Raw genomic sequence first — 26,055 nt, forward strand, 5'->3', positions numbered from 1 at the left:
GATGATTTCCATCACCGGCCTGAACAAGTGGTACGGCAATTTCCACGCACTGCGCGATGTTGACCTGAACGTCGCCGAGGGCGAAATTCTTGTAGTGTGCGGGCCGTCAGGCTCGGGCAAGTCGACGATGATTCGCTGCATCAACCATCTGGAAAATTTCCAGAAAGGCCAGATCAAGGTCAACGGCATCGTGCTCACCAGCGAGGCGGAAAGTGTCAGCGCCGTGCGCAGTGAAATCGGCATGGTGTTCCAGAGCTTCAATCTGTTCCCGCACCTGAGCGTGATGGACAACCTGACCCTGGCCCCGCAACTGGTGCAAGGCGTGTCCTCCACCGAAGCAAAAAAGCGCGCCCAGGTGTACCTGGAACGGGTGCGCATTGCCGAGCATGCCGACAAGTACCCGTCGCAATTGTCCGGCGGCCAGCAGCAGCGCGTGGCGATTGCCCGGGCACTGTGCATGAACCCCAAGGTGATGCTGTTCGATGAGCCGACTTCGGCCCTCGACCCGGAGATGGTCCATGAGGTGCTGGATGTGATGGGCGAACTGGCCACCGACGGCATGACCATGATCTGCGTGACCCACGAGATGGGTTTTGCCAGCAAGGTCGCCGACCGCGTGTTGTTCATGGACCAGGGGCAGGTGATCGAACAGGCGACTCCGGCGGAATTTTTCAACAACCCACAGACCGAACGCGCGCAGAAATTCCTGTCGCAGATTATCGGTCACTGAAGACCGCTTTGCCCTTTCTAACAATAACGAGACATGGAGATGGACATGGTCAGAAGTAAACGCGTACTCACCCTCGCCGCCGCAATGTCGCTGTTGTTCGTTGGCGCCGCCAATGCCGGTGCTGTGCTGGACAAGATCCAGAGCAGCAAGACGATGACCGTTGCCACTTCGGCAACCTGGCCACCCCAGGGGTTCATCAACGACAAGAACGAAATTGACGGCTTCGATATCGATGTCTCGAAAGAGATCGCCAAGCGCCTGGGCGTCGAGGTCAAGTTCATCACTCCCGACTGGGATGTCATCACCGCCGGCAAGTGGAACGGGCGCTGGGACATGTCCGTGGGCTCGATGACCGCGACCAAGAGCCGCGCGCGGATCCTCGATTTCCCGGGGACCTACTACTACGTTCCGTACGTGTTTGCCGTGCACGACAAGTCCACGGTCACTGACCACAAGGCGCTGAATGGCAAGACCATCGGCGTCGAAGGTGGGACCACCTCCGAGGACTTCCTCAACCAGGCACTGGCCATCGAAACCACCGACGTGCCGCCTGTTGTGTATGACGTCAAGACTGAAAAAATGAAGACCTATGCCGGTTCGGTCGGGCCACTGGACGATCTGCGCCTGGGCGATGGCGCTCGCCTGGATGCGATCCTCACCCAGCGCAGTACGCTGGATGCGGCGGTGAAAAAAGGTTATCCGCTGCGTGCGGTGGATAACGTAGTGGCGTTCTATGAACCGCTGGCCGTTGCTACGGACAAGGGTGATCCAGAGCTGAAGGCCAAGCTCGGTACCATCATCGAAGAGATGCACAAGGACGGCACGCTGACGAAGTTGTCGACCAAGTGGTATGGCGTCGACTATTCGACTGTGAAGTAAGCACCAATTCACCTGTGGGAGCGGGCTTGCCCGCGAAAGCGGTGTATCAGCCACCGATGATGTTGACTGACACACCGCTTTCGCGGGCAAGCCCGCTCCCACAGGGTTGTGTGTGTGTGTGTGTGTGTGCGGTCAATAATTTCTCAAGGATCGACCATGTCCTTCCCCAACACCTGGTACTCCCAAACCTCGCTGCCCCGCGCGGCCAGGGCCCAATTGAATGGCGATGAAAGCTGCGACGTCTGCATCATTGGCGCCGGCATCGCCGGGCTCACCGCTGCTTTGGAACTGACCCGACGCGGCAAGCGCGTGGTCCTGCTCGAAGCCCATCAGGTCGCCTGGGGCGCTTCCGGGCGCAACGGCGGCGTGGTCTCGCCCGGCTGGGCGGAAGGCTCGGGCGCGATTCGCAAGAAGCTCGGGCTGGATCAGGCCAGGGAGCTGTTCCAGATGTCGGTCGAAGGTGTGCAGGTCGTTCGCGACAACATCGCCAAGCTCGGGCTCGAAGGGTGCGCGCCATCTGCCGGCACCATCCGGGTCAAGCGCTACGACGACGGCGCTGGTGTGAAGGCTCACATCGAAACAATGCGCCGCGACTTCGGCTACGAGCTCAATTACCTCGACACCGCCCAAGTCCGCGAGCGCGCCCACACCCAGCGCTATTTCCAGGGCGTCGAAGACCCGAAGGCCATGCATTTCCACCCGCTCAACTACTGCCTGGGCCTGGCCCTGGCGATTGAAGCGGCTGGTGGCAAGATCTACGAGCAATCGAAAATGCTCGCCTGGCACCATGAAGGCGCTGACAAAGTAATCAAGACCGGTCGCGGCAGTGTGCGCTGCCGGGACCTGGTTTTTTGCGCGGGTGGCTACGGTGGCCCAGAGCTGCAGAAGCTCAGCCGCGCCTATTTGCCGATCGCCACCTATGTGGTGCTGACCGAGCATCTGGGTGACTCGATCAAATCCGTCCTCGACTCCGGCGCTGCATTCTCCGACGACCGTCGCGCCTCGGATTATTACCGGGTGGTTGAAGGCGATCGTCTGCTGTGGGGCGGGCGCATTACCACGCGCAATGAACAGAATGAAAAAGCCCTGGCGGCCATGCTCAAGGCGGACATGGTCTCGGTTTATCCGCAGCTGGCCTCGGTGAAAATTGAATTGGCGTGGTCCGGCCTGATGGGCTATTCGACCAACAAGATGCCCAACCTGGGTCAGCTGGATCCGGGGGTGTGGGCCTGCACTTCATTTGGTGGCCACGGGCTGAATACCGGGTCGATTGGCGGCCGGGTGATTGCCGAAGCAGTGTGCGGGGAAAGCCGGCGGTATGAGTTGTTCAAACCGTACTTGCTGGACTGGAATGGCGGGCCATTCGGCCGGGTGGCGGCGAATGCGATCTATCAGTCGTTGAAGGTGATGGATTTCGTCCAGGAACGAATCAAGGGCTAGAGGAACAACCCGCCCCCTGTGGGAGCGAGCGTGCTCGCGATGGACGTCAACGATGACGCGGGTTTCCTGAATGCCCGCGTCGCCGATACGTCCATCGCGAGCAGGCTCGCTCCTACAGTGGTCAGGGAGTCTGACAGGCACCCACAAAAAAACCGGCCGAAGCCGGTTTTTTCATTTCATCGATCTCAGAACTTCGCGTTCTGCAGGTCGTCCAGGTAGCGCTCGGCATCCAGTGCCGCCATGCAGCCGGCGCCGGCGGAGGTGATGGCCTGGCGGTAGACGTGGTCGGCCACGTCGCCAGCCGCGAAGATACCTTCAAGGTTGGTGGCAGTAGCGTTGCCTTCACGGCCGCCCTGGATTACCAGGTAGCCGTCTTTCAGCGTCAGCTGGCCTTCGAACAACGAAGTGTTCGGCGTGTGGCCGATGGCGATGAACACGCCATCGACTGTCAGCTCGTCGAAGCTGCCGTCGTTGTTCTTCAGTCGCGCACCGGTCACGCCCATCTTGTCGCCCAATACTTCGTCCAGGGTCGAATTCAACTTCAGCACGATCTTGCCTTCGGCAACGCGGGCGTTCAGCTTGTCGATCAGGATCTTCTCGGCGCGGAAGGTTTCACGACGGTGAATCAGGGTCACAGTGCTGGCGATGTTGGCCAGGTACAGCGCTTCTTCCACTGCAGTGTTACCACCACCGACCACAGCCACAGGCTTGTTGCGGTAGAAGAAACCGTCGCAGGTGGCGCAGGCCGAAACGCCTTTGCCCATGAACGCTTCTTCCGACGGCAGGCCCAGGTAACGAGCGCTGGCGCCGGTGGCGATGATCAGGGCATCGCAGGTATAGGTACCGCTGTCGCCGGTCAGGCTGTAGGGCTTGGAAGCGAAGTCGACGGCATTGATGTGATCGAAGACGATCTCGGTCTCAAAGCGCTCGGCGTGCTCTTTCATGCGCTCCATCAACGCCGGGCCGGTCAGGCCGTGGACGTCGCCCGGCCAGTTGTCGACTTCAGTGGTGGTGGTCAGTTGACCGCCAGCCTGCATGCCGGTGATCAGCAACGGCTTGAGGTTGGCACGGGCGGCATAGACCGCGGCGCTGTAACCGGCAGGGCCGGAACCGAGAATAATCACTCGCGAATGACGGACTTCAGACATGACCTGCTCCTGTTGACCGGCCGAAAAACTGGCGCGGAACGCCGGGTTGCCGGCGGAAATAAAAAAGGACCGTTGACAGCACTTGGGGAAGGCTTGGGCTCGACAGTCCTGTAAAAAGAATGGGTGCAGCTTATCGAGGGGGCGAAGATTAAGGAAATACGCAATAACAATCCAGCTCATAGCGGGTCTCTATCCGGTGCCGCGTCTATATAGACTAATTTGTTAAAGCTGATGTCGACACTGCTGCCGCGCTTTCGCCCCTCGGGCAAAGCCGGTAAGGTCGGCGCGTTTTCCCTTGCTCGGAGCACCTTATGCCCGCCCCCGTTCTCTCTGGCCCGCAATACCTGCGTGAAGGCCTCAAGCTGGTGCTGAGCCCCAGTCTGCGACTGTTTGTGCTGTTGCCGCTGATGATCAACCTGGTGCTATTCGTCGGATTGATCTACCTGGCCAGCCATCAGTTCAGCCTGTGGGTCGATACGCTGATGCCTTCCCTGCCCGAATGGCTGAGTTTTCTCAGTTACATCCTGTGGCCAATCTTCGTCGTGCTGGTGGTGTTGATGGTGTTCTTCACCTTCACCATGCTGGCCAACATCATCGCCGCGCCCTTCAACGGCTTTCTCGCGGAGAAAGTCGAAGTGGTGGTGCGTGGCACTGATGACTTCCCGGCCTTCAGCTGGGGTGAACTGATCGCCATGATCCCGCGCACCCTGGCCCGGGAAATGCGCAAGCTCGGCTATTTCCTGCCCCGCGCGCTCGGGCTGTTCATCCTGTCGTTCATCCCGGTGGTGAACATCATCGCGGCGCCGCTGTGGCTGCTGTTCGGGGTGTGGATGATGGCGATCCAGTACATTGACTACCCGGCTGATAACCACAAGCTCGGCTGGAACGAGATGCTCGCCTGGCTGCGCGAAAAGCGCTGGCAGAGCATGAGTTTCGGCGGCAGTGTCTACCTGGTGCTGCTGATTCCGGTAGTCAACATCCTGATGATGCCGGCAGCCGTCGCGGGTGCAACGCTGTTCTGGGTGCGTGAACGCGGCGCGGAAAACCTCATCACCCAACGCTGATCGTTCATAAATACATCATTTCTCCGTCACACTGACGACATGGCCCCAGCCGACACTGGGGTCATGACGACAGCTCTGCATATCACCCTGATCACCGAAACCTTCCCTCCCGAAATCAACGGTGTGGCCAACACCCTTGGCCGCCTGTGCGACGGCTTGCGCGCGCGCGGGCATCATGTGGAGCTGGTGCGACCGCGTCAGGATGGCGACCAGCAAATGGCTGGCGACGATGAGTTGCTGCTGTGCCGGGGCTGGCCACTGCCCGGGTATCCGGGGTTGCAGTGGGGGCAGTCGTCGATGCACAAGTTGCTGCGGCGTTGGCAGCGCCATCGCCCGGACGTGCTGTACATCGCCACCGAAGGCCCGTTGGGATTATCCGCCCTGCGCGCTGCGCGGCGCCTGGGCATTTCCGTGGTCAGTGGTTTTCACACCAACTTCCAGCAGTACTCCAGCCAGTATGGCTTTGGCCTGCTGACCCGGTTGCTTACCCACTACTTGCGTTGGTTCCACAACCGCTCGAACCTGACGCTGGTGCCCAGTGTCAGCCAGCGAATGGAACTGGAACGGCGGCATTTCGAGCGTCTGGCGTTATTGTCGCGCGGGGTCGACAGCCAGTTGTTTCATCCAACCAGGCGCTTGCCGGCGCTGCGCGAGCAGTGGGGGGTGGGTGAGCGTGACATTGCGGTGATCCATGTTGGTCGCCTGGCACCGGAGAAGAATCTGGGTCTGCTCAAACGTTGTTTCGATACGCTGCAGGCAAGTCATCCACAGAAGAATCTGAAGCTGATCGTGATTGGTGACGGGCCACAACGGGCTGCGCTGGAGAAGGAGTTGCCGCAGGCGATTTTCTGCGGCGCCCAACGCGGAGAAGTGCTGGCCAGTCACTACGCGTCAGGGGATGTGTTTCTGTTTCCGAGCATGACTGAAACCTTCGGCAATGTGGTGCTTGAGGCGCTGGCTTCGGGCTTGGGCGTGGTGGCTTACGATCAGGCTGCGGCGGCCCAGCATATTCGCCATGGCTACAACGGGGTGTTGGCGATGCCTGGGGATGAGGACGCGTTTTGCGATGCAGCGGTGTGGCTGCTGGAAGAGCGCGAGACGTTGCGCTGCGTTCGGTTGAATGCCCGGCAGCATGCGAGTCGGCAGGGATGGCCGGCGATTATCGAGCAGTTTGAGGGGCAGTTGCGGGGGGCTTGTGTGGGGGAGATGGGGGTGCTGAATGCACCGACCATTCCTTGAATCTTAGCTGACTCTGAAGCCGTCTTCGCGAGCAAGCCCGCTCCCACACTGGATTTGTGTACGACGCAGAACCAATGTGGGAGCGGGCTTGCTCGCGAAGGGGCCAGCCCGGTAAACGCTTAAACCAAAGTCATCAACGCCTCACGACTAAACGGCAAGATCTCCTCCTCCCGCCCATCCCGCACCTTCTGCGCCCAATCCGGATCCACCAGCAGCGCACGCCCTACCGCCACCAGATCGAACTCATCATTGTTCAGTCGCTCCAGCAATTTCTCCAGGCTGGCCGGCTGCGCGATCTTGTCGGTATTGACCATAAACTGCAGAAACTCGCCATCCAGGCCGACGCTGCCCACGGTGATGGTCGGCTTACCGGTGAGCTTGCGGGTCCAACCCGCCAGGTTCAGTTCGGAACCGTCAAACTCCGGTTCCCAGAAGCGGCGAGTCGAGCAATGGAAAATATCCACGCCGGCATCCGACAGCGGCTGGAGGAATTCGCCCAGCGCTTGCGGGGTTTGCACCAGGCGCGCGGTGTAGTCCTGCTGCTTCCACTGGGAGAATCGGAAGATGATCGGGAAGCCTTCGCCCACCGCTGCGCGCACGGCCTGAATCAATTCAATGGCAAAGCGCGAACGGTTGGCCAGGCTGCCACCGTACTCGTCGGTGCGCTGGTTGCTGCCTTCCCAGAAAAACTGGTCGACCAGATAGCCGTGGGCACCGTGGATTTCGATGCCGTCCATGCCAATGCTCTGGGCATCCTTGGCTGCTTGGGCAAACGCGGCGATGACGTCCTGGATGTCTTGCTTGGTCATGCCGTGCACCACGACCTGGCCGTCCTTGAGTTTTTCCGTCGGACCGTAACCCGGCACGCTGGCGTCCGGCTCGGTGCCGATGCGCCGCACGCTGCCCACATGCCACAGTTGAGGAACGATCTTGCCACCCTCGGCGTGTACCGCATCCACCACCTTCTTCCAGCCGGCCAACGCGGCCTCACCATAGAAGTGCGGCACGTTCGGGTAGCCGTTGGAAGCCTTGTGCCCAACCGTGGTGCCTTCGGTGATGATCAGGCCGACTCCGGCGCCAGCGCGACGACGGTAGTACTCGATCACCTTGGAATTAGGCACGCCGCCTGGGGAGAACGAACGGGTCATCGGCGCCATGACGACGCGGGTCGGCAGTTCCAGGGTGCCGAGGTGGAACGGTTTGAACAGGGCTTTGACGGGCATTGGACGCTCCACGGGGATAGGCTTTATGACAGCCATAATATGGAGGGTTCCGCGAATTGAAAAGTACTATTGATTTTGGTGATTTAGGTTCAAAAGGCAAAAGATCGTCCGAACGCGGCCCGAGCCTTCGGCAGCTCCTACGGTGAAATGCGTACACCCGTAGGAGCTGCCGAAGGCTCGGGCCGCGTTCGGACGATCTTTTGATCTTTCAGCTAAGCGCTTTCTCGATGGCCTGAACAACAGAAGCATCATCCGGCGCCGTCCGCGGCGAGAACCGCGCCAGCACGCGGCCGTCCTTACCCAGCAGGAATTTTTCGAAGTTCCAGGTAATGTCCCCAGGAAACTCCGCACCCTCGCCCGCCAGCAGGCGGTACAACTGATGACGGTCATGCCCGTTGACTTCCAGCTTGCTGGACAACGGAAACGTCACGCCATAGTTCAGGCTGCAGAAGTCCTGGATCTCTTGCTCAGACCCGGGTTCCTGTCCGGCAAACTGGTTGCACGGCAGCCCGAGTACGCTGAAACCCTTGTCCTTGTACTGCTGGTACAGGTTTTCCAGCGCCGCATATTGCGGAGTGAGGCCACATTTGGATGCAACGTTCACCACCAGCACGACGCGCCCTTTGAAAGGCGCCAGCGGTAGCTCCTGACCATCCAGGGCTGTCAATTTAAGGTCGTGAAAAGCACTCATGACGAACTCCAAATTCCCGTGTTCTTCTCGAAACAGCCACCTGGCGGCGCTGCCATGGACAACCGCGGACTAAAAAAGGCGCCCTCGGGCGCCTCTCCAGTTCTCGAAAGCTTAGCGCAGAAAATCAGTGCTGATGACCACCTTCGCCATGCACGTGACCATGGGCCACTTCTTCCTGGCTGGCGTCACGGATGTCGATGATCTTGACCTGGAAATTCAAGCGCTGACCGGCCAACGGGTGGTTGCCGTCGACAGTCACGTCGTCGCCGTCCAGGTCGCGAATGGTCACGATCTGCATCTGGCCGTCTGGCGCAGATGCGTGGAACTGCATGCCCACTTCCAACTCGTCAACGCCTTCAAACATGCTGCGGCTCAAGGTGCTGACCAGTTCGGCAGCGTACTCGCCATAGGCATCTTCAGGTTCAACGGCAACGGTCAGTTCATCACCAACTGCTTTACCTTCCAGGGCTTTTTCCAGGCCCGGGATGATGTTACCTGCGCCTTGCAGGTAGACCAGCGGCGCGCCGCCGGCGGAGCTGTCGATGACCTCACCAGCGTCGTTGGTCAGGGTATAGTCGATGGAGACAGCCTTATTGGCGGCGATCAGCATGGGGCGAGACCTTTTGCAGAAGAATAAAGAAAGGCCAAGTTTAGCGAAGCAATCGTCCGAAAGCGAACACAACCCGGACAGACGGAACGCGGCGCCAGGCTCGACAGTCACAGGTTTTCATCTGGACGAGGACGGGCATTGGGTGGCCGAGCTGTCCTGCGGCCATACGCAGCACCTGCGGCACCAGCCGCCGTGGCAAAACCGGGCCTGGGTCACGGACCCCGCGCAACGTCTTGAAAAAATAGGCCAGCCCTTTGCTTGCGGTTGGTGCGCACAAGGCTCGGTTAGCGATAACCTTGGCGACTGAATTTCGGTAGAGCGTCACTGCTAGATGCTCACCCCTGCGTTCCTTTAGAGAATCCGCATGCAAACTTTTTTTATCGCACCCACCGATTTTGGAGTGGGCCTGACCTCCATCAGCCTTGGCCTGGTGCGTACCCTCGAACGCGCAGGGCTCAAGGTCGGTTTTTTCAAACCGATCGCCCAACCGCACCCGGGTGACACCGGCCCTGAACGCTCCACCGAACTGGTGGCGCGCACCCACGGTTTGAAACCGCCCAAGCCGCTGGGCCTGGCCCACGTCGAGCGGATGCTGGGCGACGGTCAGCTCGACGAGCTGCTCGAAGAAATCATCACGCTCTACCAGCAGGCCGCCATCGGCAAGGACGTGCTGATCGTCGAAGGCATGGTCCCGACCCGCAGCGCCAGCTACGCCGCACGGGTCAACCTGCACCTGGCCAAGAGCCTGGACGCCGACGTGATCCTGGTCTCGGCGCCGGAAAACGAAGTGCTGACCGAGCTCTCCGGTCGCGTGGAATTGCAGGCGCAATTGTTCGGCGGTCCGAAAGACCCGAAGGTCCTCGGCGTGATACTCAACAAGGTCAAGACCGATGAGAGCATGGAAGTCTTCGCCTCGCGTCTGAAGGATCATTCGCCGTTGCTGCGCAGCGGTGATTTCAAACTGCTCGGCTGCATCCCGTTCCAGCCGGAACTCAATGCGCCGCGCACCCGCGACGTCGCCGACCTGATGGGCGCGCAGATTCTCAACGCCGGGGATTACGAAACCCGGCGCATGAGCAAAATCATCATTTGCGCCCGCACCATGCGCAACACCGTGGAGCTGCTCAAGCCCGGCGTGCTGGTGGTGACCCCTGGCGACCGCGACGACATCATCCTCGCCGTCAGCCTCGCTGCCATGAACGGCGTGCCGCTGGCCGGTCTGTTGCTGACCAGCGACACGCTGCCCGACCCGCGCATCATGGAACTGTGCCGCGGCGCCTTGCAGGCGGGCCTGCCCGTGCTGTCGGTGAGCACCGGCTCCTACGACACCGCCAACCAGTTGAACGGCCTGAACAAGGAAATCCCGATCGACGACCGCGAACGTGCGGAGATCATCACTGACTTCGTCGCCAGCCACCTCGACGCCAACTGGCTGCACCAGCGTTGCGGTACACCACGGGAGATGCGCCTGTCGCCGGCGGTGTTCCGCTATCAACTGATCCAACGTGCCCAGGCCGCGAACAAACGCATCGTCCTGCCCGAAGGCAGCGAGCCGTTGACCGTGCAGGCCGCCGCCATCTGCCAGGCCCGCGGCATCGCCCGCTGCGTGTTACTGGCCAAGCCGGCAGACGTCGAAGCCGTGGCCCGCGCGCACGATATCGAGCTGCCGCCGGGGCTGGAAATTCTCGACCCGGACCTGATCCGTGAGCGTTACGTCGAGCCCATGGTCGCACTGCGTAAAAGCAAAAGCCTCAACGCGCCAATGGCCGAACAGCAACTGGAAGACACCGTGGTGATCGGCACCATGATGCTGGCGCTGGACGAAGTCGATGGCCTGGTGTCCGGCGTCATCCACTCCACCGCCAACACCATCCGCCCGGCCCTGCAGCTGATCAAGACCGCACCGGGCTGCACCCTGGTGTCTTCGGTGTTTTTCATGCTGTTTCCCGAGGAAGTTCTGGTCTACGGCGACTGCGTGATGAACCCGCACCCGAGTGCCAGCGAACTGGCCGAGATCGCCCTGCAGAGTGCCGATTCCGCTGCCGCCTTCGGCATCACCCCGCGCGTGGCGATGATCAGCTACTCCAGCGGCGAATCCGCCAGCGGCGAAGAAGTCGAAAAGGTCCGCGAAGCCACCTTGCTCGCCCACGAACAGCAAAACTCGCTGCTGATCGACGGCCCCCTGCAGTACGACGCCGCCGCCAACGAAACCGTCGCCCGGCAACTGGCGCCAAACAGCCAGGTGGCTGGCCGCGCCACGGTGTTCGTGTTCCCCGACCTGAACACTGGCAACACCACACACAAAGCCGTGCAGCGCAGCGCCGACTGCGTCAGCCTCGGCCCGATGCTGCAAGGCCTGCGCAAACCGGTGAACGACCTGCCGCGCGGCGCCCAAGTCGATGACATCGTCTACACCATCGCGTTGACCGCGATCCAAGCCGCCAACCGACCTATGGATCTTTAAATGCTGGGTTTCCTGCCTGCCGCCGTGCGCGGCGTGATCGCCTCGATATTGCTCGCCCTCAACACCATCCTGCTGTGCTCGTTCCTGTTCTGCGTGGCGATCTTCAAAGTGCTGCCGTTCGCCATTACCCAGCGCTTCACGCGCTGGTTGATGAGCCACACCCACGAAGCCTGGATCAGCAACAACAAGGCCTGGATGGACCTGGTCTGCCGCACCCGCTGGCACCTAAGCGGCCTGGAAGGCCTGGACTACCAACACTCCTACCTGATCACCAGCAACCACCAGAGCTGGGTCGACATCATGGTGCTGCAATACGTACTCAACCGCCGCATCCAGCCGCTGAAGTTCTTTCTCAAACAGGAACTGATCTGGGTCCCGGTGATTGGCCTGGCCTGGTGGGCCTTAGGCTTCCCGTTCATGAAACGTTACTCCAAGGCCTACCTGGAAAAGCACCCGGAGAAGAAGGGCAAAGACCTGGAAACTACGCGCAAGACCTGCGCGAAATTTCGCAATCATGCGGTGGGGATGTTCAACTTCGCCGAAGGTACGCGCTTTACCGAAGGCAAGCATGCGCAGCAGAAATCACCGTTTAAATACCTGCTGAAACCCAAGGCTGGGGGCATTGCGTTTGTGCTGGATGCGATGGGTGAGCAGCTGGAGTCGATCGTTGATGTGACGATTCATTATCCTGGCGGGCGACCGGGGTATTGGGATTTGTTGTGTGGGAATGTCGCGGACGTGGTGGTGCACTTCCAGGAATTGAAGATTCCGCCGGAGTTTATTGGCAAGAATTATGAGCAGGATGGGGAGTACCGGTTGCAGTTTCAGGGGTGGATTAATCAGTTGTGGCTGGATAAGGATGCGTTGCTGGGGCAGATGCATCGGGAGTATCCGGTTCGGACGTGAGTGAGGGAGAGTCGTGAAGTCCCACGACAGCGACGGAGCCAAGCACTTGAATGTGTGCGAAATCGGCTGAAGCTGTCGTGAGAGTAAACAATATCCCGCGCTTGGCGTTTGGAGCTGACCATTCGTATGAAACAGTTTGCGTCTGCCCATTCAAGACGGTTTCCATGGTTTCACTCTTCAATAGTTTCACTTTGATTGGAGATGGCGCGGTTGCGACCGTTGAAGTAAACAGCTTTATCGCCGCAGCAGTGTCTGCTCTGCGGACATATACCGCGCAAAGACTATTCCCAGACAGTATGGCAAGTACGGCTGTTGCGTGTTCGTCGGGAACAGGCCAAGCGTCTCCAGCCTGACCTGCCAGAAAAGGTTCTGCTTTTTCTGGCGGAAGCTTCGGCATAGGCTTCAGCGTTTCTTTGAGCGCCTCAAACTTGTGAATATTCTTGAGGCAAAGCGACGAGTAAATCTTGAAGAATGAGGCGGTTTGATCTTCACCTTCGCTGGCCCAGCAACTATTTGATGCCAGTGCGAGCAAAAGCGTGGTGATAAATAATTTGCGCATATTAATCTCCCAGAGCATGCGTTCAGTACACTACGGCTTCGATTGGTTAGGGACATGAGACAGCAATTAATCATTGCCACGCTCGTTTTACCTAGCTCGCGAACGCCCTACCGGTGGCGTAGCGAAATTCGCTCCTGCAACATTGATGTTGCAAGAGCGATACGGCATCGACTTGGTAATGACAACTTTACTACTCTACTCAGGCGGCATTCGCTGCCAACATTGGATGTAACGAACTTTGGTCCATTGATGCAAACGTCAAGCCTGCGGCAGATCGCGGCGCGAACGACGCCATTGCTTGAACCAGTACGTCAGCGTTGGAGCGAGATGGGAATGCCTCAGATATGACAGGCTGTCCGCTTTTGGCAATATCCCCGGGAGTAAGCTCGCCTGATGGATTGTTCGTCCAGTTTTCAGCTAGGGTGGGAACTTCTGATATAGTACTGACGACTGTCTGTGCCTGCGGGTAGGCGAATATGAAGTCAGACTCAACTAACTGAGTAACCTCCAACCCATCCAGATATAGCAGCTTTATTTCAGAATCTGGAGCTGCTGCTTCAATACTGACCGTCACTCCGTGGATCACCGGTATATCATCGATCAGCAGGCGATAATGTTTGCTGATCGTTAAAGCGCTGAATTCAGTGACGCCTGTTTGGCTCAAATCGATCTTGTCGACGCCCTGACGAAAGCCTTGCAAAGCATTTAGGTAATCCGCCACATTCTCTTGCTTCGCAACAACGAAGACATTGGAAGGCTCCCTGTCATGCACATACACTAAGCCATCTAAAGACGCAATGATGCGCCCATTGGCGTCTGGGAAATGGCCCACCCCCTCTGCGCCACCTCTAAGTGTCAGTATACCCGGGGGTTCTTGCTCCATAGCTGCAACCTCGGATGAGACGCCAAGAGCGTTAATCATGGATTCCAGGCGGATACGCACTTCATCGGGGAGCACGGGGTCAGCAAAAAAAGTAGCCTGAAATTTAAATTGGCTGGGACCTAATGCAGCGGCGAGTTGATTTTTTAACAAGATCCGTTGTTTCCCCTCCAACTCCACCACCACGTCCGCTTGTTGCTGAATGAGGCGTAAATCAGAGAATTTTCTACTTCTGAAACCGACCAGATTGATCAATTCCCCACGAGCAGAATCGAAATTAACCAACGTGTCGAGTCCCCCGTCCCGTCGATGAACGACGAAGAGGTCTTTACCCGCCCCCCCAACCAACATGTTGTTGCCACGGCCGCCATTCAACAAGCTGTCAGACGGCCCCGCTATTAGCGTGTCATTACCATCACCGCTTAGCAGAGTGTGTATACCCTGCACGTTGTTCACCTTCATTTCCGCACCAGTAATAAGCGCTATGCCTGTACTAAGATCAATCGAAACATCACCGCTAACGGCTGCCGCATTTATAATGCTGCCCCCAGGTCCATTATCTAGGATGGCCCTCTGCTTCTGGCGTACGAGTGAATTCGCAAACTCATCGGTATAGAAGTAGGTTTCGCCATCAGAATTTCCAGAACCGAACAGACGTAACGACCAGCCATTGAGCGTGACAGGCAATCCATTAGCTGCGTTAGTCACTTCCAATATCCAATCCTCCCTCGGTAGCCCTGTCCAGGTTTCACCACGGTGATGGGTTGACATGAAGGTGTACTTGAATGCCCCCGACACAGTGCTTCCGACATCCGCGTCGTTCGCTCCTGGCGCTGTAACGGGTCTTTTGCCAGTCCGATTGAGTAAAACGCTCTGAGTACCATTGGGTGCAATCAACTTGACCACTAGGTCGCCTAACCGCCCGACTGTTGCGTCTAAATCCACTTCGACATGCTCGATGCTGAGATCCGCGAAAGGTGCCAGCATATCGACGAGACTCTGTCCGGCACCAATATATAGCCCTCGCCCAGATGTCGATGTAGAGGTCGATTTGTTCATGGATTTTGGTATCCAGCTCTCCGCCAATCGCACGGCGGCACGCGCGTCCACTTTGCCAAAACCGTAATCGTGACTCACATGCATCCCGCCACCGTTCCAGTTTCGAGCACCGTTATCGGCCCACTGAGTGCTTTCGTCTTCAACTTTGCGCGCGGATACCGCAAGTATTTGTTGCACATCCTGATAGCTGAGATTGGGATTTGCCTGCAGGATCAGGGCAACCACTCCGGATATGATCGGTGCGGCGAAACTGGTTCCATTCGAAGCACTGTAGTCACTGCCAAATGTCGAACCACGCTCGGTTTCCAGTTTGTGACTGGTCGACAAAATGTTGCTGCCTGGTGCTGAAATCAAAAGGCTCGCACCAGGATTGGAGAAAGGCGCAGAACGTGACTCAAGGGTCGAAATATCCCCTAAAGAATTGATGGCGCCGACCTGAATCGAAAAGCGGTTGTTGTTGGTCAACGATCCTTGAGCACTACCTCCACTGGCCCGTTCGTTCCCACCTATGGTGACAATTACCGTACCGCGCCCTCCCCTACCATTTTCGGCCGCGTATTGCGCGTTACTTAACAACGTAAGAGCTCCACTACCCCTTGAATTTTGCATATTGCTGAGAGCAAAGTCATCCGCGAAGCTCCAGCTGTGGTTGGCAATGTCATATCCGAGCATCTTGCCTATGCCGGGCATATATGTGCCGCGAGCCAGATAGTGCCCCCCGAGTGTTGCTTCATGGGCAATCCCGACTCCACCCAACGCGTTTTTTGCCGCCACCATAACGCCCGCGACCATCGTTGCGTGATCCGACACCAGCGATGGCAGCGTCTGGCCCGTGCGCTGCGCCTGCAGCCAGGACTGATCCACATTTGCTGCCAGGTCCGGATGTTGGGTGTCGAAGATTTCCGAGGCGGTGGAAAACTCACCTCCTGGCTCAAACTGCCCGATGCGCACACCTTTGCCGGTATAGTCCTTCCAGACTGGCAGTACGTTGATGTCGTTCAAGTACCACTGACTGTTGGTCAGCGGGTCGGTCGGGACATCTGGTGTCAGCAATGAAGCTGTCGCCCGCATTAGCGCCATTTCACCCGTCTTCCAATTCGCCACCGAGATTGTCGGGTTACCAGCCTCATCCGTGACGTCATACTTGAACTTCATAATTCCGGTAAAGCTCGGGTCGGGGGTAAACAGCACATCGCCCTGTTCAACGAGGCTCACATTACCGCCAATCGGATCGCTAACAAAAGCGATCCGCAAGTTGCCTTGGCTGTTCAAGCGCTGGTCATTGGCAAGGATGCTGGCAGCAGATATCAGCTGCGGCTGGGTACGGTTGAATTCACCTCCGGCCTGATTGAGCCGCAAGGCATCCGCTACGGGCAAGGCGCTCGGCAGCTGAAGGTCCACCGCCGAAATATCAGAAAAATTCAGCTTTTGGATGTTTTTCAGTGTGACGGTACCATCCCGCCCGGCAACCGTATCGGCCACTTCGTAACCCGTGGCAGTGCGTGTGATCTTATAGTCGCCATGGTTGCCATGCAGGGTAACGATGTTGATTCCGCCGTCACCGTCAATAATGGCATTGCCACCTCCGACCTCAACGACATCATTGCCAACACTTCCGTAAATTATGTCATCCCCACCGCCAGCGTGAATGATGCTGCCGCCTTCTGATGCGTAAATGGTGTCGCCTTTCGGACCTGCATAAATGACAGCCTTCCCACTGCCGCCTAAAATTGTGTTGTATCCCGTCCCTCCGACTAAGACATCATTGCCCGCACCACCGATCAGTGTCGAATCTCCGGAACCACCTTTGATGAATGCACTAGAGGTGCCACCACTGGCAATAACATCATTACCACGGCCGCCCTGAGCAATTGTCAGTCCAGCTCGCGCCATGTTTAAAGCCACACCTTCATCGCCGACGATAATGGCCGTATCGCGTCCGCCGTTACCGTGGATATTTTCCATACGGTCTGACGCACTGATCACAAAGACATCGTTACCAGCAGAACCCGTGTAGGTATTGCTTCCCCCTCCACCCACGAGCCAACTACCTGTTGGCGCGGCAATGAGGGCATCGTTCCCGAGACCACCGTATAGATTGCTAACGCCTAACTGAGCAGCATCCAACGTCTCACCAATAGTGCTCTTACTTGCATAAGCAGTCGTTGTCACTCCTTCTGAGGTGGAAGTCACCTTAGTTCCCGCGTCCTGATCAAGCAATGTGCTGCTTACAGGATCCCCCAAAAAATCAACCGCGAGAGCTTCTTGGGTTTTATCGTTAATTGTAAAGGTGCCTTGGGCAAGCACTCTGTTCCCATCACGGACTTCATTGCTGGCCGTGGTGGTTCGTACATTAATTTGGGTGATACCTAGTTCGGTCAAAGTCTTGAGCTCACCGGCATCGGTTTGAGCATCATGAGAGGCATCGACCCACACACGCAGTTTGCTCCAGATCGGATCGTTCTTGTCAATCACACCATCAGCATTGGCGTCTTCGCTGGCTAACGCAGCGAAACCGTCTTTGAATCGTACCTCCCCAGCGGCACCGCCAACGCCAGCCTTGCCAGCATAGTATTCGGAGAACATCTGACTGACGTCTTTAATCTGGCCACTACCGTTGTCAATGACCAACATACCGGTACTGCGGTCAGCCCATCCCGTACGCTTGAGCGTGCCGCTATGATCGGTGTCAAACAATACGCCATCCCGGATATCGGTCATGCGAACGCCGTTGCCGCCCAAGTCCAGCAGCAACGGATCGACATAGGTATTGACCGTTGTCATCGCCGAAAGGCCATTCAGGGTTACAGCATTGAGTAAACTGAAGTCCGGCCTAGTGCTGTCCGGGGTCTGGTAGAACTGTGAAAGATAGGTATTGGGGCGAGCGTTAGGGTCGAGTTGTATTTCCCCTGGTCGTATTCCACCTGTCGCCAAACTACCAATTTGCGTTGAAGTAAAATCTGTTTTATTTAGGGTATCATCTTTAAATAAAATGCTGTGGGTAGGCGAGTTGACAACATAGCCATTGCTTACATCTTGCCGAGCTTTGTTTTCGCCTTGAATATTCTGCTGAGGTTGAGGTGATGGAGTCATATCAATATCGATTAGTTGCTTGGGCGCCGTATCAACAGGTGTCTCAACAGAATTTGGGAAAATTTTATACAGATTGTCGCCAATCCACTTATTAATATCCCTCGCCATTTTCCATTGTTTATTTATATCAAGCGGTGTATCTCGATCCAAGAACTTATTCAGCCCCGCGGCATTTTGCATGATCGCGATACCTAAATTTTTACCGTACTCTACGCGATCACTACCTGTCACCTGAACAAAGTCTTGTCCGAGCCCAAATGGAGAGGGTAGTTGGTCACCAATGGTGCCCGGCCAATTCCATTGTTGCAAACCGAAGCCGTTAACGGCTGCGGTAACATCGGTTTGGATTATCTCTTGAGGAGGGACGATTGCTCTTGCGTCTATAACTGTCTGTGCGACGCTCTCTGCTAGTTTATTTGAAACTATCTGAAACTCGTCATCCGTTAGTGGCCTTCCGGTGGTTGCTACAGCAAATTTTATTGAGCCACGAACCATATCGCTAAAAAAGCTTCGGTCGTTCGAGTTTATTGATTTCGCGCCTGACAACCAATTAGCTGTTTTTTCCAGCTCTGAAATCGAAGGATCACTAGGTGAAGCTGCAATTTTTTCAGTAACCAGTTTTTGCAGGTAGCCATACATTGCAGGATATTCTTTATTATCCCGCAATGCACTTAGCTCGGCGAGCTGCTCCGGACTCAAAATCATTCCACTCATAGAGACTCCTTATTCACGTGTGATTTTCTTGAGAAACGTTATTGCAAAATCGTCCATACCCCTAAAATTTTCATGCTTTAAGGCATATTGGTAGCGAATTTGGATTCCGTAATTAAACAAATGCCGAGCGTCGTATGTGTTTGGCCACTCCGACACAAATGTTGGATTACCATCACCACCAATAAATCTAATAAATCTACTATTTCCATCTCCATAGGTTTCAATTCCATTTTTTATGCTCGCAGGCTGCCTACCTTCGATAGTAGCGTTCTGATTGAATGTGGACTTGGATATGTAAACCAAACGAATACTCACAAGGGAATCATCAAATGGTCGCTCGCGAACCACCTCCATGCTCGGGTAGTTCACAAAAATAGTTACAACACTTCCTCCGCTGTAACGAACAAGCTTGCACTCAGAGCCTGAAAGATTGAGCTTATATGGCCGTTCCTCCTGAGGAAGCTCAGAAAAAACACACTCAGCTGACGCCGGAAACGCCAAAAAAACCAAACTAGCGATAGCTGCCAATCGTTTCATTCTCATGTCAACCTCCAGAAAATCACTTCATTAGCCAGACGCCCCAATAGATCCAAAAGTCTGTAATTCATTTTCTTTTTAACTGCCTTCATTATCCGACCTCAGCACTCTCTTAGGCTCTCTTCGATATGCTGCTGCCGCGGGCTCAAAAAGCAATCAATAACTCTGCGCTGATCGGTTTTAACTTCAGTCGTGACAGACATTCCTGGTGTTAGCGCAACACGTTGCCCTTTGATCGTTAGGCTGTCGGACTTAAGCCGAATACGACCACTGTAAATGGGACTTCGCTTTTCATCCTCAATCGCATCATTTGAAATACTGACAACCTCACCTTCAACTTTACCGTATTTAGTTAACCCAAAAACGTGTCTTCCGCAAAACTCATCAACATAGCTAGATGGCCTACATACGCCCTCGCCATATAAGGTTTTCTTCGAAAAAAACTCAGGCACTCTGGAGTTGTCATCGAGTACGTCAACCCGCCGTCGCGGTGGATACTTTGTATCTTTTCCTTGGACCGTGCTTTTCGATCTCTCAGGCGCCGCAGCACCGTAAGCCCCTTAATGAGCGCTGTAGTTTCATAAACCACCGGACAAGAACCTTCAAAAAAACCCGTGCTCGCCTTATCAAGAATTCATCGACCTCTCTCAACACTATCCCTGTACTGATGAGGTCAAAATTTATCTTGGCAGAGTCCTGGATCAGACAGTTCTGGCTGTATTCCGCGCAGGGCTTGAAAGCCCGGATGTCATACACGATATCTTGCTCAGGCTTAAGGCGGAGCGAGCGCATATAGATTTCATCGATCCCAACAGGAATGATGCTTCTATCGCTGACCACTTCACTCCCACCAAATCGATCAATGACTCCGAGTCCTTCTTCAGTCTCACCTTTAAGCCAATAAATCCCACAAGCGATCAAGAGCAGGCATCCCCCGAGAAAATACAAAAAATACTTTATCCAAGACCAGATCATTTAGTAGACCTTCTCGCTAAAATGAAAAATCGGCAACCTTCGACACGCTACCGGGATCAGTAATTAACAGCGTAGTATTACGCCGATAAAAAAGACACCATTCGCACTTCCGATTATCACGTAGGCAATTTCCGGCGCTGGTCAATACTGTAGTAGGACTATTCATACAACGATCAACAAAACAATACCTACCTCCAGCAGAGCGCCACCCACTAAACAGTTTTTCCTTTAGCACGCTCTAAACCGGGCAACTCGCCACTTGTTTTTTTCAGGGCTGACGCTCAACAACTCTGCAAATCCCTCGCATTCAATCTCTCTAGAAACAACAAATAAGGATTTTTCTTACATCCATTCCCCTCAAAACTAAAAGCTAAACTGCCTCAGCCTCTGACCCACTAGCAAGAATATGTAGGAACCCCCAAACCCACCTCACCGTTCCCTCAAACTCTCACTGGTATATTGTTGCAACGGACTCAGGAAAAACTCGATCACTCGCCGATGATCTGTCTTGATCTCAGCCGTCACCGACATTCCTGGGGACAACGGCACTTTCTCCCCATTCACCACCAGATGATCGGCTTTCAGGCGAATACGACTGCTATATACCAACCCCTTCTTTTCATCCTCGATTGCATCACTGGACACGCCAATCACCTCGCCGTCCACGGTTCCATACTTGGTAAAAGTGAATGTCTCTACCTTCACCGTTACCGCCTGCCCTGCCCGAACAAAACCAACGTCCTTGTTCTCCAGCAAAGCCTCCACTTCCACTGGCTGATTTCCTGGAACGACGACCATCAAGGGTTGGGCTGGGGTGACTACTCCACCGATGGTGTGAATCGCCAGCTGCTGGACCCGGCCCGCTACTGGGGATTTGAGCAGAGTCAGGGATTGTTGGTAATCGGCCTTGGCGAGTTCCTGGAGCAGGCGCGCGACTTTTTGCTCGGCCTGTTGCTGCAGGTCGAGCATGGCTTTGCGGGTTTGGGCGACGACGCCTTCGCGGCGGCGGCGGGCTTCGGTTTGGGCTGCGGTGTGTTGCAGTACGGCGGCTTGCTGCACTTTCAACAGCCGTTGTAAATCCAGGCGAGCCTGTTCCTTGTCGAGGTATTCGTGACGAGCCACGTATTGCTGATCGAGCAGGCGCTGGTAGTCGTCAGCCAACTGCGTGGCAATGGGCAAGGTTTTCACCAGGTTCGCGACCTGGGCCCGGGCGGCCTGGATTTCCGCACTGCGCTGAAGAATCTCAGCATCTACCAGCTGCAAGCTGCTGCGGTACTCCTGGTACTGCCCTTCGAGCCAGCGCTGCGCCGTCAGCACTTGTTCGGGGTTGGCGTCGTGGATGGCACCCACCAAAGATGACGGCGCTTGCTGGTGATTGATGGCGTCCAGCATTGCCTTGCCACGGGCGCTATCGATTCGAGCTGCCAGTAGATCGCTCTGGATAAGCTTGACGTCCGCCAGTGCCGACGTCGGGTCGAGTTCCACCAGCAACTCGCCCACACGGACTAACTGCCCATCGCTGACATGGATGGCAGTGACCACCGCTGTTTCACTGGACTGGATCAGTTTGGTCTTGCCGCTGGGCACCACCTTGCCCGGTGCGATGGCGACCATTTCGATCTTGCCAATGCATGACCACAGCAGCGCCAGCAGGGCGAATGTCATGATGCTCCAGATGAAAATTCGGGGGGCGGGATGTACGGGTTTATCCTGGAGTTCCAGCGCAACAGGCAGGAACTGTATTTCGTGGGACAGGCGTTCGGGGGCATCCATCTGCCGCCGCGCGCGCCAGGATTGGCGCCAGGCGTCACGGTAACGCTGCATAAGATCAAGACTTGCGCTCATGGAAGGTTCGCTCCTTGAATCAAAACACTGACTGCCTCAGCCCTTTTGCAGGTGATGCAGTCGACAGTAGTGCTCGGCCTTTGCGGCCAGCAGTTCGGCATGGGTGCCTTGCTCGACAATCTGCCCTCGATCCACCACCAGGATGCGATCGGCCTCGCGGACCGCAGACAGTCGATGCGCAATGATGATCACCGTGCGCCCCTCACAGATGGCCTGCATGTTCTGTTGGATGATTCGCTCGGACTCGTAGTCCAGGGCGCTGGTGGCTTCATCGAAGATGAGGATGCGAGGATTACCCATCAGTGCTCGGGCGATCGCCACGCGTTGGCGTTGTCCGCCCGACAGCGAAGCACCGTGCTCGCCGACAACGGTGTCGTAGCCTTCAGGCAACTCAAGGATGAACTCATGGGCGCCGGCCATTTGCGCTGCATCCATCACTGACTCCAATGGTGCTCCCGGATCAGTAAGGGCGATGTTTTCGCGAATGCTGCGGTTGAACAGCATGCTGTCCTGCAACACCACGCCGATCTGTCGCCGCAGCGAAGAAACATCAGCCAGCGCCAGGTCCGTGCCATCCACCAGCACCCGGCCACGCTCCGGGACATAAAGACGCTGTATCAACCGGGTCAAAGTGCTTTTGCCGGAACCCGATCGCCCGACTACGCCAATGACTTCACCCGCCTGGATCTGCAGGCTCACGCCCCGCAGAACTTCTGAGCCATCAGCGCGGTAGCGGAAGTGCACCTGGTCGAATTCCACCCGGCCCTTGAGGGGCGGCAATGTGCTGCGCGTGGCATTGGACAGCTCGGTCGGCGTATTGAGGATGTCGCCCAGGCGTTGTACCGAGACGCCAGTCTGTTGAAAGCTGGTCCACAATTGCGCCAAGCGCATGATGGGTTGAGATACACGACCGGCAAGCATGTTGAACGCGATCAGTTCTCCCACCGACAGCTGCCCGGTGATGACCAGTTGAGCGCCGAGCCAAAGCGTTGCCACGGTGACGAGTTTGCCTATCAGCCCCACGCTTTCATTGGCAACTGTGGACAGGTTCTGGGTTTTGAAGCAGGCCGCGACGTACGCTGCCAGCTGGTTGTCCCAGTGCCGGCGGATTTGCGGCTCGACGGCCATCGACTTGAGGGTGTCGATGCCGTTGACGGTCTCCACCAGAAACGCCTGGTTTTCCGCGCCACGCGCGAAGCTGTCTTGCAACCGCGCCCGCAGCAATGGCGTTACGCACACCGAGACCAGCACATAGAGTGGCAGCGACACCAACACTATCAAGGTCAACCAGCCGCTGTAGGCAAACATCACGATGATAAACACCACCGAAAACAGCACGTCCAGGAGCAAGGTAATGGCGTTGCCGGTGAGAAAACTGCGGATGTTTTCCAGCTCGCGCACCCGCGCCACCGAATCGCCGACCCGCCGCGCCTGGAAATAAGCCAGGGGCAATTCAATGAGGTGATGAAAAAGCCGTGACCCCAACTCCACGTCGATCCGGCTGGTGGTGTGGGCAAACACGTAGCTACGCAATGTGCTGAGCGCCGTTTCGAAGATCATTACGGCCAGCAAGCCTGAGGCGATCACATCCAGGGTGGTCAAGCCGTGATGCACCAGCACTTTGTCCATGACCACCTGAAAGAACAGCGGCGTCACCAGCGCAAAAAGCTGCAGTACAAAAGAGACCAGGATGATCTCGCCCAGTAACTTTCGATATTTGACGATGGCCGGAATGAACCAGGAGAAATCAAAACGCGAAGTCTCTCTGGGGTTGGGTGACTCGGATCGCACCAAGAGCAAGCGGCCGGTCCATCGTGCGTCGAGCTGATCCAGCGGGATAACTAACGGCCGACTGCAACGGGGATCCTGGATCAGCGCCTTACCCGCATCCAGCTTGGCGATGATAAAGAACGAGCCATCCCGATCCATCGCGATGGCGGGCAATGGCGTACGGTCCAGACGAGCGAGCGTAGTGTTGACCCACTTTGCCTTGAGACCCAGCTTGCGCGCTGCCAGGAGCAGTTCGGTGTGTCCAAGCGCGCTCGAATGTGCGGATAGCTGGTGACAAAGTTGGTCGCTTGACGCCGCCACATTATGGAAGCGGGCGAGCATGACCAGGCATGCCACACCCGTATCGATTTGCGCGAGCGTGTCCGCCGGCTTGGGCATTTCATCATCGTTCATGAGGCATCCTTGTCGATCGATGGCAAATTTGTGCGCGAACTTTCCGGAGGAAGAAAGTCCCGTTCAAAATCGTAATTGCTGGATAGATAAGCGCTCAGACTTGTCAGATCAGCCGGACTTAGTACCCCTGCCGCCTGTTTTAACTTCAGGGTATTGATAATGAAGTCATAACGAGCATTGTTGTATTCCCTGACGACGGTGTAGAGCTGGCGTTGCGCATTCAGAACATCCGAGAAGTTACGAGACCCAAGCTGCCAACCAACCTTATTTGCCTGCACCGATGCCTGACTGGACTGAATACTCTGGAGCCTCGCAATGACCTGCTCGACATCGGAGTTAACGCTGCGATGCAGATTGCGAGTGGTGAGTACTGTTTCGCGCAGTCGATCTTCTTTTTCATATTGGCTACGCGTCAATTGCTCTGTTGCTTCGCGTACTTGAGAGCGAACCATGCCGCCCGAGTACAACGGAATGTTGAGTTCAAGCGCTATGCTGCGTTGGGTGATATCTCCTCGTTGACTAATGCCGCCCATTGCCTCGCTATTGCCCTTTCGAAAGGAAACCACGGCGTCGACCGTCGGGGCAAAACCAGCCTTGCGTTGCGACAGCGTGTGTTCTGCGGCGACCACAGAGGATTCACTGGCTTGTAAACTGAGGTTTTGTTGTACCGCCTGATTGACCCAAACGTCTGCTTCGCCAGGTTCTGGCGCCACTATCGGCAACTGGTGCCGAATACCCTCAATCGACGAGTAGGACCTATTGGTCAGTCGAGACAGATGCCCAAATGCATCGCCTACCTTGCGCTCGGCGAGTTTGCGATTAGCGGTGGCATTGTCATGCGCCGCTTTGGACTCCAGCACATCGGTAATGTTGGCCGCGCCGTTGGCCAGTCGTCCCTGCGCCTGTTGCTGTTGACGCTGCAGCGCGGTTTCCTCTGCTTCTTTGGTTGCCGCCACCCTGTCCAGCGCCCGCAGGGTTTCGAAGTAGGCCTGCGCCACGGTGAGAATCAGTAGTTGTTCCTTCGCCAGCAGTTCATATTGATCCTTGGTCACTGTGGCTTGCGCGGCGTCCAGCTGAAACCAGCGATCGGCCCGGAACAGTGGCTGAATCAGGTTGGCCTGGAAAACCGAATCGGTACGAGAGCGGCTTGCAGAGGAAGCCTCCTGGGTGACGGCGGAGGACCGTACCGAAGAGTTCAGGGTTGGTAATAAACCGGCGCGGGCCTGTGGGACTTTTTCCTTGAGGGATTCATAGTGGTGTCGGGCGGCTAATAGCTGGGCGTCATTCGCCAGTGCATCTTGATAGACGGCTAAGAGTGTTGCGCGACCTTCATCGATAGTGGCCTGGGCAGAAGGTGGAAATAGTGTCGACAGCAACGCAAGCAACAATGAAATTGAATACGTGGTGTTTGTAGTTTGATTACTCGGCATCCTCTGCATAGTTGCACCCTCCCTAGCTAAAGCAATGTTGCGGAAGGAAACCGTACTCGTGAAGTTACAGGGATGGCAGTTCTTGAATTCCGAGTGAGTTGTAATACTCATCTTGTGAGTAATGATCAATTGTTCAGGGATGTGTAGGAAAAGGTTAAAAAGGATTTTTCCTACAACTTCCTAATTCTGAGGACTACATCGGGCTGTAGGGGGTATTTTCAAGGCAAACACTTTGTGAATACTGAGCATGGAAGAATAAGGTGGCTTTGAGGGCCTCATCGCGAGCAGGCTCACTCCTACAGTGGAACTTCTGCGAACACAAAATTTGTACTCTGTGGAGATCCACTGTAGGAGTGAGCCTGCTCGCGATGGCGTTCTCAAGGAC

The 26,055-nt window shown here is 56.3% G+C and carries 19 protein-coding genes and 1 pseudogene; 8 read left to right on the plus strand and 12 right to left on the minus strand.

Annotated elements, in window-relative coordinates:
• Position 1 precedes the first annotated feature (1 nt).
• From ACYZTK_RS11095 to ACYZTK_RS11105, 3 genes are all read left to right on the plus strand, one after another.
• Positions 2 to 730, plus strand: coding sequence for an amino acid ABC transporter ATP-binding protein (locus ACYZTK_RS11095; protein ID WP_462014891.1), 729 nt, complete (start codon positions 2 to 4; stop codon positions 728 to 730).
• 45 nt (positions 731 to 775) lie between these two features.
• Entirely contained in the window at positions 776 to 1,609 is an 834-nt protein-coding gene (locus tag ACYZTK_RS11100; RefSeq protein ID WP_462014476.1) for a transporter substrate-binding domain-containing protein, read from the plus strand.
• Positions 1,610 to 1,765: 156 nt separating this feature from the next.
• The gene (locus tag ACYZTK_RS11105) at positions 1,766 to 3,049 is read left to right on the plus strand and encodes an NAD(P)/FAD-dependent oxidoreductase (protein ID WP_462014477.1); all 1,284 of its coding nucleotides are present in this window, start codon (positions 1,766 to 1,768) and stop codon (positions 3,047 to 3,049) included.
• 185 nt (positions 3,050 to 3,234) lie between these two features.
• Here the strand turns inward: ACYZTK_RS11105 and trxB are convergent, their stop codons facing one another.
• Positions 3,235 to 4,197: a thioredoxin-disulfide reductase gene (gene trxB, locus ACYZTK_RS11110; protein WP_462014478.1), complete on the minus strand. Its 963-nt coding sequence runs from the start codon at positions 4,195 to 4,197 to the stop codon at positions 3,235 to 3,237.
• Between the two features lie 311 nt (positions 4,198 to 4,508).
• Here trxB and cysZ point away from each other — a divergent pair, with 311 nt between their 5' ends.
• Together cysZ and ACYZTK_RS11120 are read left to right on the plus strand one after the other, a co-directional pair.
• Entirely contained in the window at positions 4,509 to 5,261 is a 753-nt protein-coding gene (cysZ, locus tag ACYZTK_RS11115) for a sulfate transporter CysZ (RefSeq protein WP_462014479.1), read from the plus strand.
• A 39-nt stretch (positions 5,262 to 5,300) separates the two neighbouring features.
• Positions 5,301 to 6,500, plus strand: coding sequence for a glycosyltransferase family 4 protein (locus ACYZTK_RS11120; protein WP_462014480.1), 1,200 nt, complete (start codon positions 5,301 to 5,303; stop codon positions 6,498 to 6,500).
• A gap of 119 nt (positions 6,501 to 6,619) precedes the next feature.
• On the opposite strand, the gene ACYZTK_RS11125 is transcribed toward ACYZTK_RS11120, so the two are convergent.
• From ACYZTK_RS11125 to ACYZTK_RS11135, 3 genes are all read right to left on the minus strand, one after another.
• Positions 6,620 to 7,723 carry an NADH:flavin oxidoreductase gene (locus ACYZTK_RS11125; protein ID WP_462014481.1) on the minus strand — a complete coding sequence of 368 codons (1,104 nt, stop codon included), beginning with the start codon at positions 7,721 to 7,723 and terminating at the stop codon, positions 6,620 to 6,622.
• A gap of 208 nt (positions 7,724 to 7,931) precedes the next feature.
• Positions 7,932 to 8,414 (minus strand): glutathione peroxidase, encoded by a 483-nt coding sequence (locus ACYZTK_RS11130; protein WP_462014482.1) that lies wholly within the window; start codon positions 8,412 to 8,414, stop codon positions 7,932 to 7,934.
• Positions 8,415 to 8,538: 124 nt separating this feature from the next.
• On the minus strand, positions 8,539 to 9,024 hold the full coding sequence (locus ACYZTK_RS11135; protein WP_462014483.1) for an FKBP-type peptidyl-prolyl cis-trans isomerase: 486 nt from the start codon (positions 9,022 to 9,024) through the stop codon (positions 8,539 to 8,541).
• On the opposite strand from ACYZTK_RS11135, the gene ACYZTK_RS11140 reads away from it, so the two are divergent.
• The 3 genes from ACYZTK_RS11140 to ACYZTK_RS11150 are packed head-to-tail and all read left to right on the plus strand — an operon-like array spanning position 8,993 to position 12,394.
• Entirely contained in the window at positions 8,993 to 9,331 is a 339-nt protein-coding gene (locus ACYZTK_RS11140) for a DUF3565 domain-containing protein (protein ID WP_462014484.1), read from the plus strand. The genes ACYZTK_RS11135 and ACYZTK_RS11140 overlap by 32 nt on opposite strands.
• Positions 9,332 to 9,388: 57 nt before the next feature.
• Positions 9,389 to 11,488 (plus strand): phosphate acetyltransferase, encoded by a 2,100-nt coding sequence (gene pta, locus ACYZTK_RS11145; protein ID WP_462014485.1) that lies wholly within the window; start codon positions 9,389 to 9,391, stop codon positions 11,486 to 11,488.
• Positions 11,489 to 12,394 carry an acyltransferase gene (locus ACYZTK_RS11150; protein WP_462014486.1) on the plus strand — a complete coding sequence of 302 codons (906 nt, stop codon included), beginning with the start codon at positions 11,489 to 11,491 and terminating at the stop codon, positions 12,392 to 12,394.
• Here ACYZTK_RS11150 and ACYZTK_RS11155 read toward each other — a convergent pair.
• The 8 genes and pseudogenes from ACYZTK_RS11155 to ACYZTK_RS11190 form a co-directional block, all read right to left on the minus strand.
• Positions 12,324 to 12,953 (minus strand): NMCC_0638 family (lipo)protein, encoded by a 630-nt coding sequence (locus tag ACYZTK_RS11155; RefSeq protein ID WP_462014487.1) that lies wholly within the window; start codon positions 12,951 to 12,953, stop codon positions 12,324 to 12,326. The two genes, ACYZTK_RS11150 and ACYZTK_RS11155, sit on opposite strands and share 71 nt — an antisense overlap.
• 199 nt (positions 12,954 to 13,152) lie before the next feature.
• Complete coding sequence (locus ACYZTK_RS11160; RefSeq protein ID WP_462014488.1) at positions 13,153 to 18,699, minus strand: S8 family serine peptidase; 5,547 nt, start codon at positions 18,697 to 18,699, stop codon at positions 13,153 to 13,155.
• A 9-nt stretch (positions 18,700 to 18,708) separates the two neighbouring features.
• Positions 18,709 to 19,242, minus strand: a complete 534-nt coding sequence (locus ACYZTK_RS11165) for a hypothetical protein (RefSeq protein ID WP_462014489.1) — start codon at positions 19,240 to 19,242, stop codon at positions 18,709 to 18,711.
• Positions 19,243 to 19,337: 95 nt separating this feature from the next.
• Positions 19,338 to 19,598: pseudogene (locus ACYZTK_RS11170) on the minus strand (hemolysin secretion protein D); the annotation flags it as partial.
• A 172-nt stretch (positions 19,599 to 19,770) separates the two neighbouring features.
• On the minus strand, positions 19,771 to 20,211 hold the full coding sequence (locus tag ACYZTK_RS11175) for a hypothetical protein (RefSeq protein ID WP_462014490.1): 441 nt from the start codon (positions 20,209 to 20,211) through the stop codon (positions 19,771 to 19,773).
• A 429-nt stretch (positions 20,212 to 20,640) separates the two neighbouring features.
• Positions 20,641 to 22,056, minus strand: coding sequence for an HlyD family type I secretion periplasmic adaptor subunit (locus ACYZTK_RS11180; RefSeq protein WP_462014491.1), 1,416 nt, complete (start codon positions 22,054 to 22,056; stop codon positions 20,641 to 20,643).
• 36 nt (positions 22,057 to 22,092) lie between these two features.
• Entirely contained in the window at positions 22,093 to 24,240 is a 2,148-nt protein-coding gene (locus ACYZTK_RS11185; protein ID WP_462014492.1) for a type I secretion system permease/ATPase, read from the minus strand.
• Positions 24,237 to 25,679 carry a TolC family outer membrane protein gene (locus ACYZTK_RS11190; RefSeq protein ID WP_462014493.1) on the minus strand — a complete coding sequence of 481 codons (1,443 nt, stop codon included), beginning with the start codon at positions 25,677 to 25,679 and terminating at the stop codon, positions 24,237 to 24,239. The genes ACYZTK_RS11185 and ACYZTK_RS11190 overlap by 4 nt, the downstream gene beginning before the upstream one ends.
• Between the last annotated feature and the right edge of the window lie 376 nt (positions 25,680 to 26,055).

It is taken from the genome of Pseudomonas sp. LB3P31, from assembly GCF_054897945.1.

Coding starts and splice junctions, on each gene's coding strand:
- ACYZTK_RS11120 (WP_462014480.1), top strand. CDS start 5,301: ATGGCCCCAGCCGACACTGGGGTCATGACGACAGCTCTGCATATCACC.
- cysZ (WP_462014479.1), top strand. CDS start 4,509: ATGCCCGCCCCCGTTCTCTCTGGCCCGCAATACCTGCGTGAAGGCCTC.
- ACYZTK_RS11180 (WP_462014491.1), bottom strand. CDS start 22,056: ATGAGCGCAAGTCTTGATCTTATGCAGCGTTACCGTGACGCCTGGCGC.
- ACYZTK_RS11130 (WP_462014482.1), bottom strand. CDS start 8,414: ATGAGTGCTTTTCACGACCTTAAATTGACAGCCCTGGATGGTCAGGAG.
- ACYZTK_RS11155 (WP_462014487.1), bottom strand. CDS start 12,953: ATGCGCAAATTATTTATCACCACGCTTTTGCTCGCACTGGCATCAAAT.
- ACYZTK_RS11095 (WP_462014891.1), top strand. CDS start 2: ATGATTTCCATCACCGGCCTGAACAAGTGGTACGGCAATTTCCACGCA.
- ACYZTK_RS11165 (WP_462014489.1), bottom strand. CDS start 19,242: ATGAGAATGAAACGATTGGCAGCTATCGCTAGTTTGGTTTTTTTGGCG.
- ACYZTK_RS11100 (WP_462014476.1), top strand. CDS start 776: ATGGTCAGAAGTAAACGCGTACTCACCCTCGCCGCCGCAATGTCGCTG.
- ACYZTK_RS11160 (WP_462014488.1), bottom strand. CDS start 18,699: ATGAGTGGAATGATTTTGAGTCCGGAGCAGCTCGCCGAGCTAAGTGCA.
- ACYZTK_RS11175 (WP_462014490.1), bottom strand. CDS start 20,211: ATGATCTGGTCTTGGATAAAGTATTTTTTGTATTTTCTCGGGGGATGC.
- ACYZTK_RS11150 (WP_462014486.1), top strand. CDS start 11,489: ATGCTGGGTTTCCTGCCTGCCGCCGTGCGCGGCGTGATCGCCTCGATA.
- ACYZTK_RS11135 (WP_462014483.1), bottom strand. CDS start 9,024: ATGCTGATCGCCGCCAATAAGGCTGTCTCCATCGACTATACCCTGACC.
- ACYZTK_RS11140 (WP_462014484.1), top strand. CDS start 8,993: ATGGAGACAGCCTTATTGGCGGCGATCAGCATGGGGCGAGACCTTTTG.
- ACYZTK_RS11105 (WP_462014477.1), top strand. CDS start 1,766: ATGTCCTTCCCCAACACCTGGTACTCCCAAACCTCGCTGCCCCGCGCG.
- trxB (WP_462014478.1), bottom strand. CDS start 4,197: ATGTCTGAAGTCCGTCATTCGCGAGTGATTATTCTCGGTTCCGGCCCT.
- ACYZTK_RS11190 (WP_462014493.1), bottom strand. CDS start 25,679: ATGCAGAGGATGCCGAGTAATCAAACTACAAACACCACGTATTCAATT.
- ACYZTK_RS11125 (WP_462014481.1), bottom strand. CDS start 7,723: ATGCCCGTCAAAGCCCTGTTCAAACCGTTCCACCTCGGCACCCTGGAA.
- pta (WP_462014485.1), top strand. CDS start 9,389: ATGCAAACTTTTTTTATCGCACCCACCGATTTTGGAGTGGGCCTGACC.
- ACYZTK_RS11185 (WP_462014492.1), bottom strand. CDS start 24,240: ATGAACGATGATGAAATGCCCAAGCCGGCGGACACGCTCGCGCAAATC.